This is a genomic window from Pseudoalteromonas issachenkonii (genome assembly GCF_002310795.1).
Lineage (GTDB): Bacteria > Pseudomonadota > Gammaproteobacteria > Enterobacterales > Alteromonadaceae > Pseudoalteromonas > Pseudoalteromonas tetraodonis.
Genome location: NZ_CP011031.1, coordinates 687,748 through 707,369, shown reverse-complemented (window position 1 = coordinate 707,369; position 19,622 = coordinate 687,748). Strand labels below are relative to the sequence as shown.

Sequence of the window (19,622 nt, the reverse complement as noted above, 5' to 3'; positions counted from 1 at the left end):
ATGAGTCTATGCTAAGAGATGGGTGTGTATGACAGTCAATTCAAGGCGCCTTGCCTTTTAAAAGCTAAATAGCGATGTGATTGAACAACAATTAAGTTAGCTATTTTTAGCAGCAGCGTGTTGGCGCTTTAGTTTATAAGCTTCTGAATCAAGCCCTTTTTTCCAATAGCCCGATGCAACAATTTGACTGCGCGGTATAGCTAATTCATCAGTTAATATGGTTTTTGCTTTACGGACTAATCCGGCTTCAAGTGCCATAAATACAATAGGTTGTTGCTCACTAAGTGGTAGCGATTTTAATGCGTTTATCATATCTGTATCGGGGTTATTTGTTATTAACCACGTTACATCACGCGAGGAGTCTAAGCTAATCACATCATCTTTTGTTGGTGCATGGATAATCGCGTCAATTTTTGCGTTTATAGGCAATTGTTGCACGTAGCCTTTAATTGCATTAACCGAAGTTAAATCGCCAAGTAATAGATAATATGAATGATCATAGTTATCCAACTTTTTAGGGCCTGGCCCTGCTATACCCACTTCATCGCCTACTTTTGCTTCTTTAGCCCAATTAGTGGCTGGGCCTTGGTGCATATTTATCACAAAGTCGAGGGTAAGTGCACCAGTGTGCTCATCAATATGTCTTATAGTGTATGAACGCATACACGTAGTTTTAATATTAAAGTCAACGCGGCCATTTTGTGGAATAAGCACCTTTACGTAGTTACCAATGTATTGCGCACTCAGGTCGTTAAACTCATCTGAGCCGACAATAATGCGTTGTAAATGTGGGGTTATTTGCTTTGTGCTTAATACGGTTGCTTTGCGTACTTTTTTACCCATGTAAATTTACCTCATTAAAAAGATGAATTGCACCACGCCCCATTGGTTGATAAAATCAACTATAGCAATTTAACTGACTTTGTCAACCATTATGGATTTATTATGAACTCTTCATTGGCCAATACATTATTTGCTTTAATGCAAAATTATCGCGTTACCATACGCGAAGCCATTAATGCAGGTGAGCTTGGATTAAACGCGATGCATGTGCGTTGTCTGCATATTATTGCAGCGACACCTCAGTGCACTGCTAACGATATTGTGAATCAAACCCAACGCGACAAAGCCCAAATAGCACGGTTAGTGAAAGAACTGCTCGCGCTAAACTTAATTCATAAAAATGCCAGTGAGCATGACAAGCGTTGTTTTATTCTGTCGTTTACCGCACAAGGGTGCACGCTTTACGACAAATTATTAAACGCTGAGCAGCATGTAAATGCGCAAATGTGTAAAAACTTAAACCCACAGCAAATCAATGACTTCTTAGATACAGCTCAGCAAATGATCAAAAATATGGATTGATCGCAGATCCATTACTTGGCATAACTTATATAAAACGCATATACTGTACACTTATACAGTATATGCGTTTTAGGTTGTGTTATGTTTGTTATTCCCATTTATATAGAGGCCGGTGTATGCGGATTTGAGTCACCTGCAGCACAATATACAGAGCTTGGCGTTTCACTTGATGAGTTATTAATAAAGCATCCTGATGCCACGTTTATTGGGATAGCGTCTGGGTGCTCTATGCAAGAAATTGGTATTTTTGAGGGCGACTTACTGTTGGTTGACCGTGCAGAAATACCAAAAGATGGCGATGTTATTGTGGCTAACTTAAATGGTTTATTTGTATGTAAGCTGCTTGATAAGACCAATGCACGCTTGCTATCAGCCTCTTCTGCTTATAAGCCGGTGCAATTGACTGAGTCAGATGAGTTTCAGCTTGAAGGTGTGGTAACTCGCTCTATTAGGCTGCATCGCCAAAGCCCTGAGTTACTTTCATGTATGCCTTAGTTGATGCCGTTGCTTTTTATGCCAGTGCAGAAAAAGTATTTGATCCGGCTATTCGCTCAAAACCTGTGGTGGTGCTTACCAATAATGACGGCTGTGTGTGTGCGGTGTGCCCGATTGCGCGTAAGCTTAATATTCCTAAATTTGGCCCTTACTTTAAAGTTAAGCAGTTACTAGAACAAAACAATGTGGTTGTACGCTCTAGTAACTATGAACTATACGCTAATTTAAGCGACCGGATGATGAGTGTAATTGGCCGCTTTTGTGACACCCAGCATGTTTACAGTATCGATGAATCGTTTTTACACTTTAATGGTTATCAACCTTTAATTAACGATTGGCAAGCATATGGGCAACTAATTAGGCGTACTGTATGGCGCGAAACCAAACTCCCTGTTGGGGTTGGCTTTGGGCCAACACCGACCTTAGCCAAAGCCGCTAACCATGCAGCTAAAAAACTAACTGGCTTTAATGGTGTTGCAGTGATTGACGATGAAGTAAGTCGCCGCACTATTTTGCAACGAATGCACTGCCAAGATGTTTGGGGGGTGGGCAAACGTTTAGCTAAAAAGCTGGCTCTCATGGACATTCATACCGCGTGGCAACTGGCTGAGCAAAGCCCAAAAACAATTCGCCGCCAATTTAGTGTGGTGCTTGAGCGCACAATTAACGAGCTCAACGGCATTACCTGTTTAAACTGGGATGATGTACGCCAAGATAAACAAGCTATTTTTTCAACTCGTAGTTTTGGTCAGCGACTTTGCGACCCCGATGCAGTTAAAACCGCCCTAATAAATCATGCTAGTGTAGTTGCACAAAAATTAAGAGCGCAACAGTCGCTAACTCATCGTATTTATATTTTTGCTGCCAGCTCATCACATGAACACGCCTTTTATAAAAAGTCAGTTATGCATCAATTTGATCCGCCCACTAACGATACTCGCGTTATGGCCAATGCGGTATCAAAGAGTTTTGAGCAAATATATCAACCGGGAATTCGATTTTATAAATGTGGTGTGGGCGCATTAGAGCTCAGCCCGCAGCAGTTTCAACAACATCATTTATTTGATAAGCAAACCGATAACCCGCAGTTAATGAGCTGTTTAGATGCTATTAATCATAGATACGGTAAAGGAATGCTTAGCGTGGCGAGCAGCCAATTAAATGATCATTGGCATATGAACAGGGCTTTTTTATCGCCGCAATACACGACTCGTTGGCGTGATATTCCAAAAATAAAATGCGATTTATAGACGCTTTAATTCAAACTTACATTGAACATTAGCATTTTTAATCGAATATTCTAACTGTGTGTCAGAAACAAAATTTAGCGTGCGGCTAACATCTAATGTATCGCTATTATTGTCACACCTGTCTTGGCGCAAATCCATTGTTAAACCAATATTCGTATATTTAAACTTAGTAGTCACTAGGCAAAAATCAGGGACTTTATTAGTTTGTGTTCCATTATGTAAATCAATAAAAGAAATTAAACTACCAAGTCTAAAACCCAAATCGGTATTATTTCTATCGAGCCACATTAATGAACCTGAATCACAATAGCGAGCATCGCCTGAAATTAATTCATAATCGCCAACTTTACTATTAAACAAGCTAACAAACTTAGTTTTGTTACTAGGTAAAATCGTTTTAGCAAAAGACTGATTAGCAAAAAACAAACAACCAATACACAATAGAACTTTATAATTCTTCATTAAAAAAACCTAACGAGTCACAATATAATTAGCTTAACACATTAAGCCTACTTACTTATTTTAAAATTTATGCAAAAAAAATCCCTTGATAACAATCAAGGGATTTAATAGTTATAAAGCAGACTGTTGTTATTTGTGTAACAACTGTACTCTTCTATAAACAAACAAAGCGGCTAAAAGTAATAAGAAGAAACTGAAAGAACCTCCTCCACTTTTATCACCTTCTTTAGGTGTTGCAAGTGCTTCAGGTACATTATTAACAGTAACGATAACACTTTGCTCTGTCTCCCCTTCACCATCAGAAACACTAAGTTTAAAGCCAAGTTCACTTGTTACAGATACATTTGGCGCCATAAACGACAATGTACTTGAATTAACATTTTCAATTGCGACTTCTATACCTTGTGTTTGAACCCATCTGTAAGTAAGTTCAGATGACTCTTTGTCTGTCGCAGTTGCTGTAACGCTAACTTCTTTACCCTCATCAACCGATAAAGAAGATGAGCTCAACTCAACTGCTGGTAATTGATTAACGTGCATAAAGGTCACTGTATATATCTCTGTAAATTGCTCGTAACCATCTGAGATTAATAAAGTGATATCTGTAGTGAACGTTTGCTCTATTTCACCTACAGTCAGTGTCGCTTTACTGTCTGTCTCTGAAGGCGTCAGTGATAATTGAGGATGATCAATACTCCACTCAAAACTTAGTAGGTCACCATCAGGGTCTGTTGTTCCTGACGCATCAAGCTCAATAGTTGTAAGCTCTTCAATTGTTGCTGGAATTGTTACATCTAAAACTGGCGCTTGGTTTAAGCTTTCTTCAGCTAACTTAGCAACTAATTCAATCTCACCATTAACTTGACCGTCTAAGTCAAATTCACTGCCGTCTGTTACTGCAAAAGTAAAGCAACCTGAACAAATTTGCTCGTAGACGTTACCAGTTAGCATTGAAACCGACTGCCAGCCTGTATTAGATAACAAACGAATTTGCATTTCTGAACTTAAAATAGAGTTAACGTACTCTGGTATCGCAATTTCAGACGTACCCGATGAGTTTGAAAGAGTAATGTGAATATTTACAATATCACTTTTAGCTTGAAAGTGAGGTTCTGCAATGTCTAAGCTATCAAAGTAAGTACTTAAGTCTTGCTCTGAAATAGACATATCAGCAATCATTTGCGTTACAGTAGCCTGTTTAATATCACCTACTGACAAATGATTAAACTCATCGATGCTACGAACCATATCGCCTGAATCTAAAACAGCTGAGTGCGTAATAGAAGAGCTATCTAAGTAATCAACAATGCCGTCTTTATCGCCATCACTCACACCTTCTTCAGCATCAGAAATACCATCACCATCAGTATCTAACTCAGGATCATTGAAAGTAACTGCGTCAATCACACGTAAACTAATTTGATCCGTTGCAACAGCTTCGCTATTTTGTTTTATAGTGAATGCAATGTCTAGATTGTCAGAATCTGTAAGTAATTGAGGCGTAAATGTAATATTCCACTTTGAGGGACCAATTTTATTTACAAAGTAATCACCTTGTGAAGATAGCTGGAGCTCTATTGAGTTATCACTTGCTGCACTAGGTAAATTAACTGCATGAACATCAACAATAAAGTCTGACGAATCGCGTTGAACTATCTTGCTTATTACTTTTCCATTCTGATATAAATTAGTAATGAATTCAGGTTTTGCAGTTTCATTTAGAAATACTAACTGGCTAGTATCATTTCTATCAGTAAATGAACTGCTTCTCGTATTAATGCGAATATTCGACGCATTTTCAAAGAACTCACGTTCTAGCACTACCTTGACAAGACCATGCTGATTTGTAGATATATATTTACTAGTATTATTTCCAATCAGATCAAAGCTTACTGAACCGTAAGGGCTTTTACCACTTATGAATACATCAATAACCGCATTACCATCTTGGTAAACATAGGTAGTAGGCTGGATACTAACCTTAGGAAAAACACGAGCATTTATTTCACCTGTAGAAGTATTACCCGCCCCATCAGCCGCAGAAACAGGAATTAAAGTATCCCCCGTTCTGAACACAAAGTTACTATCAATATCGATAGTGACCACATCTGATACACTATCGTAGATAGCATTAGAGTTAAATAATGCCGCTTTTATGTCATCAATTGAGCTGCCATAAACATTAACTGAGTAATAGTTTTGTATAACAGGTGGCGTTGTGTCAACCAAGGTTACCGTTTGAATAGCCGTAGTTTCGTTACCAACATAATCACGAGCAACCCATGTAATTTGATGTTCACCAAGGGGCAAGTAAGACCCAGAAGCAGCATAAACATAAGGTTCTAAATGTCCGTTATCAGTTGCCTCAGGAACAAAAATATTTGTAAGGTTAGTATTTTGAGAAGTTGCTTCAAGAGTAATAGGCTCTAAACTTGATACAAAAACAGGGGCTATATTTTCACCCAAACTAGAATCAGTTGGGTGGCTATCTTCACTATCTTGCACACCGTCGCCATCTGTATCTGTAGAAAGCGGATTACTCGACATCTGATACTCGTTTAAGTTAGATAAACCGTCGTAGTCTGGATCATTTGATGCATCATAAGAGTCAAGTGCATTTAGTCCATTCTGTGCTTCCCAATAGTCTGGAATACCGTCGCCATCAAAGTCACTAACGACATCCAGCTCAGCAGTCCATGAGATATTATCAACTGAAAAAGGCATATCTGCTAAGTAAGGGCTTTCGTATTTTACCTTCACAATATTAAAACCATCATTTACCGGAATTAACAAACGAGAGCGATAATGCTTAATATTGTACTGAGTACCGTTAACACTAATTTGAAATGACGAGTTACTGTTTGAAAAGTAATCTAAATTAATGAACCCCGCCTCAAATAACCCTGCAATTGCAAAGCCGCTTATACTACCTGCTGGAGAAGCATTTAGGCTTAAGCTTGATGTACCATCCGTAGACCAGTTGGTATTAAGCTGCCATTGAGTAGAGTGCTCTGCAAGCTCAGTAAACATAGCTGGCAAAAGCCCTTCTTCAAAGCTTTCATTTAGCTGAGAAAAAGACTGCACAGTTGATGTTGCGTCATTAGCAAGGCTTTGCCCATAGAACTCTTGGATATTAGTATAACCATCAGCATCAGAATCTAAACTCGCATCTGAAGGGTCAAGTGGTAGCAAGCCATTAATAACTTCATAGCCATCACTTAACTCATCAGAATCTGTGTCAGATGAATTTGGATTTGTTCCTAGGTTATACTCATCAAGGGCTGAAAGGCTGTCAGCGTCTTTGTCAGATAGTGCATCACTTGCATCAAAACGATTTAAACCATTTAGTAGTTCCCAATAGTCTGGCATTTGATCGTTATCAGTATCGGTTTGATCACCGACTGGAAGCATAGCAAAATTATCAAGCCATACTGCATCAGCATCAGTTGATACTGATCCGTCTTTGGTATATTTGAACTCAATCTTATGCACCCCTTCACTAATATTAACTAAAAATGAAGTTGGTTCAGGTGCGTCCAAATTTCCACGTTCAGCATTACCAATAACTTCTTGACCATCTATAGTCACGATAAAAAAGTCACAACACGCTTCAGAATCAATCTTATAATCGAACGCTAAAACCCCTTCTTCAAATAAACCCGTGACGGTAAACCCGCTAAACTGAGAATCAGTGATGTCTCCCGAGCGAATACTTTGTGAACCCTGTGTGGCAAAGTCGTTTGTGATAAAAAACGGCGCACTTGAGTCTACTGACTCAGTCATCCATGTTGGAAGTGTATCGCCTTCGAATGACGTTGTGATATTTAAAACAACAGGGTAAGAAGTATCTGACTGAGGATCTGTATTTGCTTGATACTCTGTGAAGTTAGTAAATCCATCATTGTCAGCATCTTGTGACGCATCAGCGGCATCTGTAAGATTTAGACTGTTGTTATACTCCCACCCATCAGGCATTAAATCGCCATCAGTATCTGAGTTGTTAGGTAAACCGTTATTTAAAAACTCAAGAAGGTTAGATAAACCATCGTTATCTAAATCAAGCGCTGAGTCGTCAGTATTTATATCCAAACCATACGATAATTCCCACATATCTGACATACCATCACCATCAGAGTCAGGGAAACTAGGCCCAATGTATAAATTATCGATAAATACAGCATCTAAACCTTCAGACACTATAACGTCTTTAGTGTATACAAACTTAACTGTATTAAACCCAGTAGGTAATGGAAAAGAAGCCACCTTCCAATCAGTTAGGCCTGACTCATCAAGAACTAGTGTGTCGTTAATATAAACTTTAAAGAAGTCATAATTTGCTTCAGTTTCCAATAAGTAGTTAAAGTTAACAAAACGTTGTTCGTCACTTATAAATTGAAATTCAACACTCGTTTGTTGCGAATCAGTAATATCACTGTTAGTTAACACTAAGCCATCGTGGCCGTCATAATCAGTAATAAACCAAGGCGTTTGAGGGGTTGAAGAAACTAAGAATTCAGGGACAACTGCGTCATCAAAATTATAAGTAGTTTCAGGAAAAACAGAAGGTTCAGAGTTTGGATCAGTTGGGTCGCTGTTGCCATAGTACTCAATTAAGTTAGCCCAGCTATCGGAATCAAAATCAAGTTCTGCATCAGCTGCATCGAGTGGATTAAATGAAAAAGTGACTTCCCAGCCATCTGGCATACGATCGGAATCTGAATCCACGTTGTTAGGCAACGTCATGTAGACGTTTAATTCATCGTAATCAGATAAACTATCAGCATCAGTATCAACTGAGTTTGGAAGAGTATTTGCTAAGTATTCTTCCAAGTTAGAAAGACCATCTTGGTCCAAATCTAAGTTGGCATCATCGGCATCTGAAGGGTCTAGTCCGTATAACAGTTCCCAGTTATCATCCATTAAATCTGAATCAGTATCGACAAACTTAATATTATCGCAAATAACTTCTACTTCATTAAATGCTGAAATTACATCAGATGCATTATAACGTAGGTCAATTGCAGAGTTGATTGCACCACATGCACCATCGATAAAGCCACTCGAGCTAACCCAGTAGTTTTGATTTGCTTTTAGCATTATTTCAAACGCTTTTTGAGGATCCCAACCATCAGTATTTGAAAGCAGGAAAAAAGCACGGTTAAAAACACCACTACTAAAGTGAACATCCATGCCCGGATAAAAATCGCTGGCTTTATCAATAGAAACACCATCTAATGAAGGCGTTTCAAAGTAACGAAGAGCTGGCTCTACTTTTGAAATATCCGCCCCTGATAACCAGTCGGTTTCACCACGTAAAAAATACTCTGCAGTTTCACCTGCCATATCAGAGAAAGACTCGTTAATTCCGCCTGATTGATTAGAGTAAATAAGATTGGAGTTTTGACTAGTAAAGCCATGGCTAACCTCATGAGATACAATATCAAGAGAAACCAGCGGATAAAACCTATCAGCGCCATCACCAAAGGTCATTGCTTGGCCATTCCAAGTGGCATTTTCCCAGTTATCACCACTGTGAACTCGCATTAACAATTGAAATGTAAGCGGTGCAGTGTTGTACCATTGTTGATACATATCAAAAACTGCAGTTCCAAATGCATGAGCGTCATTTAATGGGGAAAAAGCACCATTTATTTCCTTATGAGTATTACGATTACATGTGAATGAAAAGGCTTCACTTGGCTCAGAGCCCGATTCCATAGTGACTGTTTTTACTTTGTCATTTTCTAAAAAACAAGTATCGCCAACTTGGGTAACATTAAATGCGTCTTTATCTGTACCGTATTCATATTGGCCAATCTTTTGATTACCACCAGGTCCTTTACCGTCAACACTTTGAATATTATCCCACAGTTCAAAAATCTGATAAGTCGATTCACTTATTAAACCTATTGGCATTTTTTCAATGCCATTCTCAGTTACTTTGAGTTCAATTAAGCGAACGTAGTACGCTTTTCCATCATGAATATAAATGTAGCGCTTATTATTTATTATTTCACTCTCTAGTGAATCATCTAATTTAGACTTAGTCAGCAACGATTTAACCGCTTTTAACTCATCAAAAGTAGCGGTCGCTGTTTTATTCAAAGATGCGAAGTTAATGTTTTTAGCAAAAAAACCACTAATATGTTCAGAGTTAGACTGAACTCTAATTTGCTGACCCCACACTGGAACCCCAGAAAAGTATTGCTGCATCTTTTTAGAAGATGCATTAACTTGTTGTGAAAGGCTCAATTGAGGTTGCTTTAATTCTACAAAATAAGAACTTGCAGAAGATGTATTAGCAATAGAAGGGTTTTGATTTAAAAGTTGCTTAACTTCTTGGGTGGATGATTTGTTTATTCGCTGTGAAACAGCAGCTTGGGAACTTAGCGTGTTCAAAAAGCAAAATGCTATCAATCCTGATGAAAGTGTTTTATACATAACATTCCTATGTCGTATATTATAATTATTCAGTGTTTATTCATTTAAAAACGTTTAAATGTAACATATTTGATAATGGAGAGTCATTCAAAAAACTAAATAAACAGGTACAATTGTTAACTAATGTAAGAGGTAACTAAATAATTAATTGAAACCGTGATTTGAATTTTAAGGATGCAAAAAATAAATGATAAAAGAACAAAGAAACTGCATAGAAAAATTAAATATCCACGCAGTTTTATGTTTCAAAAAGTTGTTAAGAATTATGCAATATTAACGTCTTACTGCCAATATTTTGCAAATAATTGCGGGTAATTTTGTTTTAAAAACTTAGATTTGTCTTTAAAGCGCTTACCTTTAGGTTGTTCAAGCCCTGAGGGGATAAAGGGTAACTCCTCGTCATTACGTTCTTCATATAACAAACCTGCAATTAGGTCATACTCATCTAAATACGGGTAAGGTTGCTCGTTTAAAAAATAAAGTGGTGTGCACTGTGCAAGGCTATCGGGGTTTTCTAACGCTGCTTTAAATACCGCTTCACCCCGAGAAATTAGCCAACAACGAAATTCAGAAAAACCATATTCATCATTACAACCAGCCATTACAAACGCCGCACCAAATAAATCCCAAGTATAACTTTGGCGCATACAAATACTAAACTGTTTATCAAATTCAATAAGCTGCTCGTCGGATAAATCACTCAATGCAGCCTTAAGGGATTGGCATACAGACTCAGGCTCTGCGGTTCTGTCGTTTACAGTTACCAATCGCCAAAAATCAGTTAAGGTTAAATCGCTCATGCAATGATCTCTTTTACCCGACCTACTTGACCATCTTCTAACTGTACTTTAATACCGTGCGGATGATTAGGTGACTTGGTTAATAAACGCGACACAATACCATTGGTTAAAGTACCACTGCGTTGATCTTGTTTAAGCACAATATTAACCTCAGTGCCGGGTGTTATTTGTGAACGTGTTGGAACAGCCATATATAATCTCTTTTGCTATTTTTGGGGATTATAGCCTGCTTAATAAAATCACTCCATATTAAAGCTTTTAAAGGCCCTATAAATGCCTAATTCAAGCTAATGTGAAGAATAAACAAAACCCATCGTACACATTATGGCTGCTTAGAAAATGAAATGGCATTGGCTTTAATATGTATGTTCAAGCTGGCTAACGCATTACAAATAAGCTGCTCAATGTAATCAAACTGATTTTTTTGTTTAGCCTGCTCTAGTGCAATATCATCAATAAAATAACAACTTACTTTAAACTTAGAAGGTAAATTGTTTAAGTCTGCTGAATGGGTAAGAAAGCTAAAGTCCTCCACAGTATCTTTTATTTGCTCACAAGCGAGCGTTAACTGCTGACGAATACGCTTATCTAGCTGCTTTTGGGTTTTGGTCATCGTTTATTGCTGCTCGCGAGCTTGTTGTTCTTTAAATTCTTTGTAACTGTCTTGCTGTTGTTTAACACACTCATGGTATTCCTTATCTGCCATGTAGCTGCATTCACCCAACCGCGCTGATTGAATTTCATGGTAGCGGCTATCGCCGCTACATCCCGCTATCACCAATAATGCGGATAACGAAAATAGATATTTTAACTTATTATTTAACATTCAAAATTCCTACTATTTTAACGGGAAAACTACTGATCTTCGTTATTTTTGCTGTATATTGCACTGGTTTTGTATTTATAACCGTTAAGGGCACGTTATGATGTTGTCGCAGTTACAAGAGCTGTTCCAGCGTATCGATAAAAGTAAACTATTTCAATCATTTGTTATTGCAGTTATTGTTGTTTCTGCATTGACCGTGGGCGCACATACTTATTCATTGCACCCAACCGCCGAACTCGTTCTACATTGGATGGATATAGGCATAACGGTATTTTTCTTAATTGAACTGATTATTCGCTATATTGCCAGCAAAGGTATCAAGGACTTTTTCTCCAAAGGTTGGAACATTTTTGACTTCATTATCGTGATCGGAAGTTTATACCCCGCGGCAGGCTCTACTATTTTTATTGCTCGACTGCTGCGTATTTTCCGCGTGTTACGATTAGTCTCAATGATCCCAGAACTGCGCTTATTAGTAAATTCGCTAATTAAAGCAATACCGCAAATGGGCTACATTGCGCTACTCATGTTCGTTATATTTTATATTTATGCCGCCACTGGCAGTATGTTGTTTGCTGATATAAATCCGGTACTTTGGGGCGATGTGTCTATTTCTATGCTCACCCTGTTTAGAATAGCCACCTTTGAAGATTGGACTGACGTCATGTACGAAACCATGGCCGTGTACAAATTAAGTTGGATTTTTTACCTAACCTTTATCTTTTTAACTGCATTTGTGTTTTTAAATATGATGGTTGGCGCTATTTTAGAAGTGATGAGTGAAGAGCATCGCAATGCACGAGAAGAGCAAGCCGATATAGACTCACTCCCTGCCACCCAAGGCCAAGTAAACGAATTAAAAGCACAACTAGCAGAATTAAAAGAACTACTTAAAAATAAGTAGCAGGGATAAAAAGGGCATGCATTTGCTTGCCCTTACACTTTAAATTTACCCACCAACCCCGTTAAAATTGACGAAAGACGATTCATTTCGTTGCCGTTTTCACTGGTGGTCACGGCAATATCACTCACCTCATCAGCCGCATTTTTAATTTCAGTAACATTGCGGTTTATATCTTCAGCTACATGTTGTTGCTCTTCAGCAGCGGTGGCTATTTGGGTATTTAAATCGCTAATATGAACGATAGATGCCGTGATCTCACTAAATTGTTGCTGCGCCGAATGCGCAAGCTCGACGGTTTTATTAGTGGTTTCTATACTGCGTTGCATGTCTTTAGATACCTTAGATGACATAGTACGTAGTTTATCAAGCTGTGTAGCCACTTCTTCGGTTGACTCAGCGGTTCGTTGCGATAACGCGCGCACTTCGTCGGCCACCACAGCAAAGCCGCGTCCGTGCTCACCGGCACGTGCAGCTTCTATCGCAGCATTTAAGGCCAATAAGTTAGTTTGTTCTGAAATACCGCGAATAACACTGAGTATCGACATAATGTTTTCGCTTTCAGTATCTAGCTGAGTAATATCTGCTGAGGCATTGTTTATTACCTCACATAGCTGAACCACACTTTCCACAGTTTGTGTAATAACCGATTGCCCCAAATCTGATGCTTGCTGTGTTTGAACAGCCAAATCCGCTGCATTTGCACAACTGCTAGACACTTCGTTCGCGGTGGCAGCCATTTCATTAATAGCCGTAGCTGCCATCTCTAAAGCTTGTTGCTGTTGGCTGGTGGAGCTTGTTAATTGTGCAGCTTGCGATGAAGTTTGCGATGAGGTTTTACTTACATTTTGCGCGCACTCATTAATTTGAGTTACCAGCTCGCTGATCAAGTTTAAAAATAAATTAAAGCTATTAGCCAGTTTAGCGGTTTCATCTTTGGTTTTTATTGTTAAGCGTTGGGTTAAATCACCGCCACCTTGCGATATTTCAGTTAAGCCATCACTCACTTCAACAATAGGGGCTGATATTAATTTAGAAATATAACTCGCTATAGCAACAAATACGGCAATTAATATCGCACTAATAACCAATATGGTATAAGCCATGGTATTCGCCGTGCTCATCACTTCGGCTTTCTCTACTACCCCAATAAACTTCCAGCCTAAGGTAGCAGAGGTATGAATATTAGCCATATATTGTTTACCATCTATCTCTACATCAAACAGCCCTTGGGTATTTTTAGCTAAGTCGGCGTATTTTCCCCCCTCAAGATCTGCTAAGTTTTTAAATCGGTAATCTGGGTGTTTAACATCCACCAGCACACTGCCACTATCTTCAATCAACATTAAATAACCGGTTTCGCCTAATTTAATATCGGCAATAATATCGGTAAGCCCGCCTAATGATACATCCATTCCTTGGGCGCCAATTAATTGCCCTTTATCAATAATCGCTTTAACCGTAGATACAATAACTAAATCATCAGCGGCCCAATAATAGGCATTAGTTCGCGTTGTTTTACCATTAGCCGCTTTTGCTGCCATATACCAGGGGCGCTCGCGCGGATCATAATTGGCGTTTACTTTCCCCATGGGCCATTGAATATACCCCCCTTGTTCGTTTCCCATGTAGATATAAGCAAGTCCAGGGTGTGTTTGGCCAAAATGGTCAAACAAGCTATATGCAGCTTGCTCTGTTGGGCTTTGATTAGGATGGTTAAGCATCACTGAGTTGGGAGCATCCATATGGGTTTTAACATTGGTGCGTGCGTTTTTAATGGTGGTGTGGGATGCTAAATAATCAACATTTTTGGCAATTTCGGCAAAAAACATCGTAATAGCGTTGTCTACTTGGCGCGCTTCTCGCTCACTCAATTGAGAAAAATTATCGAGTGCTTGCTCCCTCGTTTGCGATATAACTATAGCAGCAATTACAAACAAAGGCAGTGCGATAGCTGATGCAAAAGACAGCTTTAATTTTTTTGATATATTCATGTAGTTACATCCCAAGAAGCTAGATAAAATATAGTCTTGGAATATGTATTGAGCAAGAAATTAGCTATTATTTAAACATCACTCATTTAGTCTTCAACCAATGACAGTTAAGCGCCTGTTTACTGTTTATACGGTCTTCATAAATCATGAATATCATTTAATTAATAAAGATAGGAGGTTACTTTTCAAATAGTTCACTCAAGGACTGTGGTTTATGGATAGCATAACCTTGAACGTAATCGACTCCCATTTGTTTTAAAATAGACTTAATTTGCTCGGTTTCAACAAATTCAGCAATTGTCTTCATCCCCATAATTTGACCTATTTCATTAATAGCTTTAACCATAGCATGATCTATTGGGTCACTTGCGATATCTTTAACGAAAATGCCATCAATTTTTAGATAATCAACTTTAAGATTTTTAAGGTACCCAAACGATGATAACCCACTACCAAAATCATCAAGTGCGAAACGACATCCAAACTTTTTCAGCTTATTAATAAACTTTCCTGCAAGCTCTAAATTAGAAATAGCTGCCGTCTCTGTAATTTCAAAACAAATTTTATGACTGTTTACCCCTAGCGTTTGTAGTTGCTCGATAATAAAATCAAGAAAACTCTCATCAGTCAGCGATTGCCCTGAAAGATTAATAGAAACAAAATTAATATTTTTAAGAAAAGCAGCGTTACGAACAATTAAACTAAAGGCGTTTTTAACAACCCATCTGTCCACTTTTACAATTAAATGATAACGCTCGGCTGCGGGTAAAAATGCACCAGGCGATATAACATTATCATGCTCATCAATCATTCTTAGTAACAGTTCGTAATGTTTATTTGAATCACTGGTCAGTGGCTCAATTGCTTGTGCATACAGGCGAAAGCTGTCTTCATCAATCGCGTATTGAATGCGGTTTACCCACAGCATTTCACTTTGCCTTTGTACCAATTCTTTATCGTTTTCATAATGTACGTGAATACGATTTCGCCCTTTATCCTTTGCAATGTAGCAGGCTACATCGGCTACTTTTAACACTTCGATAAAGTCGAGTGCTTTTTCTGTAATTTGCATTAGCCCTATACTGGCACCAATACGAAAACTTCGCCCTTCCCATATAAATTGAAAGTCCTCAATAGCGCTTTGAATAGAGAGTGTTATGCGGTGCGCATCACTAAACGAGCAATCCTCCATTAAAATAGCAAATTCATCTCCGCCAAGGCGCGCCACTATGTCTGATTGCCGAACAGCTTTTTTCAGAATAAAACTAAGTTGGCGAAGTAATTCATCACCCGCTGAGTGACCGCAAGTATCGTTTACAACTTTAAATTGATCGAGATCCATATAACATAAAGCATGAACAGGCCTATTATGAGCAGGAACAGCAAGTAGTAGCTCTGTTCGACGTTTAAACTCTCTGCGGTTTAGCAACCCCGTTAGTGAGTCATGAGTAGACTGATAACTGAGTTTTTCCTCTGATTTTTTTCGTGCTGTAATATCAATATGAGTACCGACTAAACGGGTGATCTCCCCTTCTTCACTTTCAACCATGAAAGAACGAGATAAAATATTGATATAATGGCCGTCTTTATGGCGCATTCTAAATTCGACTTCATATTTTTTTATTTTCGCATCTATAAAAGATTGGATCTGCGCAAGCGTTTGTTCTAGGTCGTCAGGGTGTAACAAGCCTTCCCAGGTTGAGAAATGATCAACCAATTCGTCCTCTGCATAACCTAACATTGATTTCCAGCGGGGTGAGTAATACATTTTATCGTTGGCTATATCCCAATCCCATAAGCCATCATTTGCGCCTTGCATGGCTAAACTCAAACGCTCTTCATTGGCTAGCGCTTTTTCTTTTTCGAGAATAAGTTCTTTATGTTGCTGCTCTAATGAAAGAGTCATTTGCGTCAATGAGTCAGATAATATATTTATTTTACTATTTGCCTGCGTTAAATCAGTAATATCGTAAAAAATCACCAAATACATTTGCTCAAAATCGGTTAAGGGCGCACAGCTGGCAAGCACGGTTCGTTGTGCACCATTTTTGCAATGTACATCTAACTTTATAGGTTCAAAGTCGGTATTTGTTTTTTTTGCTCGCTCAGTGTTTTTTTCCCATGAACTGATCACCCATTCACGGTATTTAGGGTTTGGGTAGGCTTTGGGCCACCAATCATTTAGTGTGGGAATATCGCTAAGTTTATAACCATAAAGCCTTGTAAACATGGGGTTTACATTAATAATATTTCCATATATGTCGTTTAATGCAAAAGGCAAAGGCGAGGAATTAAAAATATTTAAAAAGATATGGCTTTGGGCTGAGCTTGTTTCTAGCTCAGATATTCGAGAATGTGCGATAGCTAATTCAGACTGAAGTTGCTCAATGCTATTCATTTATGCTTCCCAAGAATATAAATATCATAAAAAACCTGTAGTCAGGTTTATACGTAAAACTGGCGAATAAATGCAACATTTTAATAGCATTTTGCGTTAGTATTATTATAGAGAGTAAAACGTGTGTTTGGTTGAGCATTAATAGTAGGCACTAAAACGGATTTAAGCAACTTATCATAATTATTAGGTAGTTATACGATGTTGCAACGTAAAATTATCACGCCTATTTTATAAAAATAACCATGCTATATTCAGGTATGAGAGATGGTTAAGCGCTCATCTAAATACAATAAATTTACTTGTGCTTATTACTCTATCCGAATAATCATTATGATATTGAACTATAATTGGTTTAAGGGAATTTTAAGGTAGCTTATGCCGTTATCTTCAGCGGGAGGTGGGTTGCCAGCTCTAATATTCATTTGAATAGCAGGTAAAATTAAGCGAGGCATAGGTAATTCTTCGTCACGGCTATCGCGCATTTCAACAAACTGCTCTTTGCTTATTTTAGTCTTTACATGAATATTTGTTTCTTTTTGTTCTTTTACTGTGACCGCAAAACGGTGATTTCGTTTTTCAGTCGGATAATCATGGCATACATAAATTGTTGCCTCATCGGGCATCAAGAGTAGTTTCTGGATTGAATCGTATAATGTTTCAGAGCTACCACCTGGAAAGTCACACCTTGCTGTGCCTACGTCAGGCATAAAAATCGTATCACCAACAAAAATGGCCTCTTCATTTATAATGTAAACTAAGTCGGCGGGTGTATGCCCCGGTGTGTGCATCACTCGTATTGATAACTGGCCAACATTAAAACTATCTCCATCTTTTAATAGTCGGTCAAAATCAGCCCCATTGGGTAAAAATTCTTTTTCAAGATTAAATAGCGCCTTAAAGCTTTGTTGTACCGTTTTGATATGTTCACCTATGGCGATTTTAGCACCAAAGTGTTTTTTAAAATAAGGAGCTGCAGAGATATGATCAGCATGAGCATGTGTTTCGAGAACCCACTCTAATGAAAGAGAATGGCTTTGAAGGTACTCGCCGATTTTTTTGGCGCCTGATTCACAGCTGCGACCTGATTTATAATCAAAATTTAAAACGGGATCAATCAAGATTGCTTGCTGAGAGTTACTATCAGAAACAACATAACTAAAGGTTTCGCTATCGTCATCAAGAAATGCGTGAACATGAAATTTACTGTGCATAATATTCTCCAATAAGTCTGAACTCATCACTTGAATTAATAAAAATGACCGGAAGCAATAATATAAACGTTGGTAAAGGCCATGAAGATATTAGCGATTTAATTATTAAATAAAAAGGGCTAGCCAATGCTAACCCTCAAAGTAAATATTATTTATTATCAACAATAATACGTAACATACGACGCAGTGGCTCTGCTGCACCCCATAAAAGCTGATCGCCTACGGTAAAAGCGCTAATATATTTTGGCCCCATGGCGAGTTTGCGAATACGGCCAACAGGTATACTTAACGTACCGGTTACTTTAACTGGGGTTAAGTCGGTACTGGTAATGTCACGCTCATTAGGAATTACTTTAACCCACTCATTGTGCGAGGCTAAAATTTCTTCTATTTTTTCTACGCTAATGTCTTCACGTAATTTAATGGTCATCGCTTGGCTATGACAACGCATTGCACCAATGCGTACACATAAACCATCAATAGGCACAGGTTGTTTAGATGAGCCTAAGATTTTGTTGGCTTCAACTTGCGCTTTCCACTCTTCTTTTGATTGACCGCTTGGCATAGGCACATCAATCCATGGGATTAAGCTACCCGCCAGTGGCACACCAAACTGGTCTTGTGGCAAATCGCTTGATGCCATTTTTTCGCTGACTATTTTATCAATTTCTAAAATAGCTGAACTTGGGTTATCTAGTTGCTGTGCAACACTTGCATGAATAGCCCCCATTTGAGCTATGAGTTCTTTCATATTGCGTGCACCCGCGCCCGATGCTGCTTGGTAAGTCATTGGGCTTACCCATTCGATTAGGTCTTGCTCAAATAAACCACCCAGCGCTAGTAGCATAAGTGAAACCGTGCAGTTACCACCTACAAAGGTTTTAACGCCTTGCTCTAGCCCTTGTTCAATGACATCTTTGTTAACAGGGTCAAGTACGATAATACTGTCGTCACTCATACGCAGTGCAGAGGCTGCATCTATCCAATAGCCATCCCAACCTGATTCACGTAATTTTGGATACACCGCATTGGTATAATCGCCACCCTGACAGGTAACAATAATGTCCATTTTTGCAAGCTCAGAAATATCGCTGGCATCTAAAAGCGGTTTAGCTGCACCCGCTAACTCAGGGCCAAGCTGACCTGCTTGTGAGGTGGTGAAAAAGGTGGTGTCGATATGTGCAAAATCATGTTGTTGTTCCATTCGCTCTAGTAACACTGAGCCTACCATGCCGCGCCATCCGACTAATCCTACTTTTTTCATTGTTTGTTCCACTGTTTGATTCATAAAAGGAGCCTATACATTAAAAATTAAAAATTCATTGCGTGAGATTTAATTTTTACAGCCCTAAGCTAACACCACCAGCACGCTAAAACTAGTCAATAAACTGTAACTTAAATATTTTTCATACACATAAAAAAGCCCTGTATAAAATACAGGGCTAATGAGTAGTTAGGCGTTGTTATAAATCCTATCCT

Annotated in this window: 15 protein-coding genes; 4 read left to right on the top strand and 11 right to left on the bottom strand. The window is 38.5% G+C overall.

Annotated features, from left to right (window positions below):
* Positions 1-96: 96 nt before the first annotated feature.
* The gene (locus PISS_RS18735) at positions 97-843 is read right to left on the bottom strand and encodes a siderophore-interacting protein (RefSeq protein ID WP_058156084.1); all 747 of its coding nucleotides are present in this window, start codon (positions 841-843) and stop codon (positions 97-99) included.
* A 102-nt stretch (positions 844-945) separates the two neighbouring features.
* On the opposite strand from PISS_RS18735, the gene PISS_RS18730 reads away from it, so the two are divergent.
* The 3 genes from PISS_RS18730 to PISS_RS18720 all read left to right on the top strand — a co-directional run bounded on the left by PISS_RS18730 (position 946) and on the right by PISS_RS18720 (position 3,110).
* Positions 946-1,365: a MarR family winged helix-turn-helix transcriptional regulator gene (locus tag PISS_RS18730; RefSeq protein ID WP_028834599.1), complete on the top strand. Its 420-nt coding sequence runs from the start codon at positions 946-948 to the stop codon at positions 1,363-1,365.
* An 81-nt stretch (positions 1,366-1,446) separates the two neighbouring features.
* Complete coding sequence (locus PISS_RS18725) at positions 1,447-1,860, top strand: LexA family protein (RefSeq protein ID WP_013463339.1); 414 nt, start codon at positions 1,447-1,449, stop codon at positions 1,858-1,860.
* On the top strand, positions 1,848-3,110 hold the full coding sequence (locus tag PISS_RS18720; protein ID WP_058156082.1) for a Y-family DNA polymerase: 1,263 nt from the start codon (positions 1,848-1,850) through the stop codon (positions 3,108-3,110). The genes PISS_RS18725 and PISS_RS18720 overlap by 13 nt, the downstream gene beginning before the upstream one ends.
* Here the strand turns inward: PISS_RS18720 and PISS_RS18715 are convergent.
* From PISS_RS18715 to PISS_RS18690, 6 genes are all read right to left on the bottom strand, one after another.
* Positions 3,105-3,572, bottom strand: a complete 468-nt coding sequence (locus PISS_RS18715) for a hypothetical protein (protein ID WP_058156080.1) — start codon at positions 3,570-3,572, stop codon at positions 3,105-3,107. The two genes, PISS_RS18720 and PISS_RS18715, sit on opposite strands and share 6 nt — an antisense overlap.
* Before the next feature lie 129 nt (positions 3,573-3,701).
* Entirely contained in the window at positions 3,702-10,013 is a 6,312-nt protein-coding gene (locus PISS_RS18710; RefSeq protein ID WP_058156078.1) for a M4 family metallopeptidase, read from the bottom strand.
* A 281-nt stretch (positions 10,014-10,294) separates the two neighbouring features.
* A complete protein-coding gene (locus tag PISS_RS18705) occupies positions 10,295-10,813 on the bottom strand; it encodes a DUF4240 domain-containing protein (protein WP_058156076.1) in 519 nt (172 codons plus the stop codon).
* Positions 10,810-11,004, bottom strand: a complete 195-nt coding sequence (locus PISS_RS18700; RefSeq protein WP_008468098.1) for a YwbE family protein — start codon at positions 11,002-11,004, stop codon at positions 10,810-10,812. The genes PISS_RS18705 and PISS_RS18700 overlap by 4 nt, the downstream gene beginning before the upstream one ends.
* Positions 11,005-11,135: 131 nt before the next feature.
* Positions 11,136-11,426, bottom strand: a complete 291-nt coding sequence (locus PISS_RS18695) for a hypothetical protein (protein WP_024601009.1) — start codon at positions 11,424-11,426, stop codon at positions 11,136-11,138.
* Positions 11,427-11,429: 3 nt separating this feature from the next.
* Positions 11,430-11,639 carry a hypothetical protein gene (locus PISS_RS18690; protein WP_058156074.1) on the bottom strand — a complete coding sequence of 70 codons (210 nt, stop codon included), beginning with the start codon at positions 11,637-11,639 and terminating at the stop codon, positions 11,430-11,432.
* Between the two features lie 100 nt (positions 11,640-11,739).
* Here PISS_RS18690 and PISS_RS18685 point away from each other — a divergent pair, with 100 nt between their 5' ends.
* On the top strand, positions 11,740-12,543 hold the full coding sequence (locus tag PISS_RS18685; RefSeq protein ID WP_024601010.1) for an ion transporter: 804 nt from the start codon (positions 11,740-11,742) through the stop codon (positions 12,541-12,543).
* A 32-nt stretch (positions 12,544-12,575) separates the two neighbouring features.
* On the opposite strand, the gene PISS_RS18680 is transcribed toward PISS_RS18685, so the two are convergent.
* The 4 genes from PISS_RS18680 to asd all read right to left on the bottom strand — a co-directional run bounded on the left by PISS_RS18680 (position 12,576) and on the right by asd (position 19,431).
* Complete coding sequence (locus PISS_RS18680; RefSeq protein WP_058156072.1) at positions 12,576-14,534, bottom strand: methyl-accepting chemotaxis protein; 1,959 nt, start codon at positions 14,532-14,534, stop codon at positions 12,576-12,578.
* A 178-nt stretch (positions 14,535-14,712) separates the two neighbouring features.
* On the bottom strand, positions 14,713-16,932 hold the full coding sequence (locus PISS_RS18675) for a bifunctional diguanylate cyclase/phosphodiesterase (protein ID WP_058156071.1): 2,220 nt from the start codon (positions 16,930-16,932) through the stop codon (positions 14,713-14,715).
* Between the two features lie 341 nt (positions 16,933-17,273).
* The gene (locus PISS_RS18670; protein WP_058156069.1) at positions 17,274-18,143 is read right to left on the bottom strand and encodes an MBL fold metallo-hydrolase; all 870 of its coding nucleotides are present in this window, start codon (positions 18,141-18,143) and stop codon (positions 17,274-17,276) included.
* Between the two features lie 148 nt (positions 18,144-18,291).
* The gene (asd, locus tag PISS_RS18665) at positions 18,292-19,431 is read right to left on the bottom strand and encodes an aspartate-semialdehyde dehydrogenase (RefSeq protein ID WP_028834592.1); all 1,140 of its coding nucleotides are present in this window, start codon (positions 19,429-19,431) and stop codon (positions 18,292-18,294) included.
* Positions 19,432-19,622 lie beyond the last annotated feature (191 nt).

What these genes read in the sequence shown, in the direction of transcription:
- PISS_RS18735 (WP_058156084.1), bottom strand. Translation starts at nt 843, where the DNA reads ATGGGTAAAAAAGTACGCAAAGCAACCGTATTAAGCACAAAGCAAATA.
- PISS_RS18730 (WP_028834599.1), top strand. Translation starts at nt 946, where the DNA reads ATGAACTCTTCATTGGCCAATACATTATTTGCTTTAATGCAAAATTAT.
- PISS_RS18725 (WP_013463339.1), top strand. Translation starts at nt 1,447, where the DNA reads ATGTTTGTTATTCCCATTTATATAGAGGCCGGTGTATGCGGATTTGAG.
- PISS_RS18720 (WP_058156082.1), top strand. Translation starts at nt 1,848, where the DNA reads ATGTATGCCTTAGTTGATGCCGTTGCTTTTTATGCCAGTGCAGAAAAA.
- PISS_RS18715 (WP_058156080.1), bottom strand. Translation starts at nt 3,572, where the DNA reads ATGAAGAATTATAAAGTTCTATTGTGTATTGGTTGTTTGTTTTTTGCT.
- PISS_RS18710 (WP_058156078.1), bottom strand. Translation starts at nt 10,013, where the DNA reads ATGTATAAAACACTTTCATCAGGATTGATAGCATTTTGCTTTTTGAAC.
- PISS_RS18705 (WP_058156076.1), bottom strand. Translation starts at nt 10,813, where the DNA reads ATGAGCGATTTAACCTTAACTGATTTTTGGCGATTGGTAACTGTAAAC.
- PISS_RS18700 (WP_008468098.1), bottom strand. Translation starts at nt 11,004, where the DNA reads ATGGCTGTTCCAACACGTTCACAAATAACACCCGGCACTGAGGTTAAT.
- PISS_RS18695 (WP_024601009.1), bottom strand. Translation starts at nt 11,426, where the DNA reads ATGACCAAAACCCAAAAGCAGCTAGATAAGCGTATTCGTCAGCAGTTA.
- PISS_RS18690 (WP_058156074.1), bottom strand. Translation starts at nt 11,639, where the DNA reads ATGTTAAATAATAAGTTAAAATATCTATTTTCGTTATCCGCATTATTG.
- PISS_RS18685 (WP_024601010.1), top strand. Translation starts at nt 11,740, where the DNA reads ATGTTGTCGCAGTTACAAGAGCTGTTCCAGCGTATCGATAAAAGTAAA.
- PISS_RS18680 (WP_058156072.1), bottom strand. Translation starts at nt 14,534, where the DNA reads ATGAATATATCAAAAAAATTAAAGCTGTCTTTTGCATCAGCTATCGCA.
- PISS_RS18675 (WP_058156071.1), bottom strand. Translation starts at nt 16,932, where the DNA reads ATGAATAGCATTGAGCAACTTCAGTCTGAATTAGCTATCGCACATTCT.
- PISS_RS18670 (WP_058156069.1), bottom strand. Translation starts at nt 18,143, where the DNA reads ATGCACAGTAAATTTCATGTTCACGCATTTCTTGATGACGATAGCGAA.
- asd (WP_028834592.1), bottom strand. Translation starts at nt 19,431, where the DNA reads ATGAATCAAACAGTGGAACAAACAATGAAAAAAGTAGGATTAGTCGGA.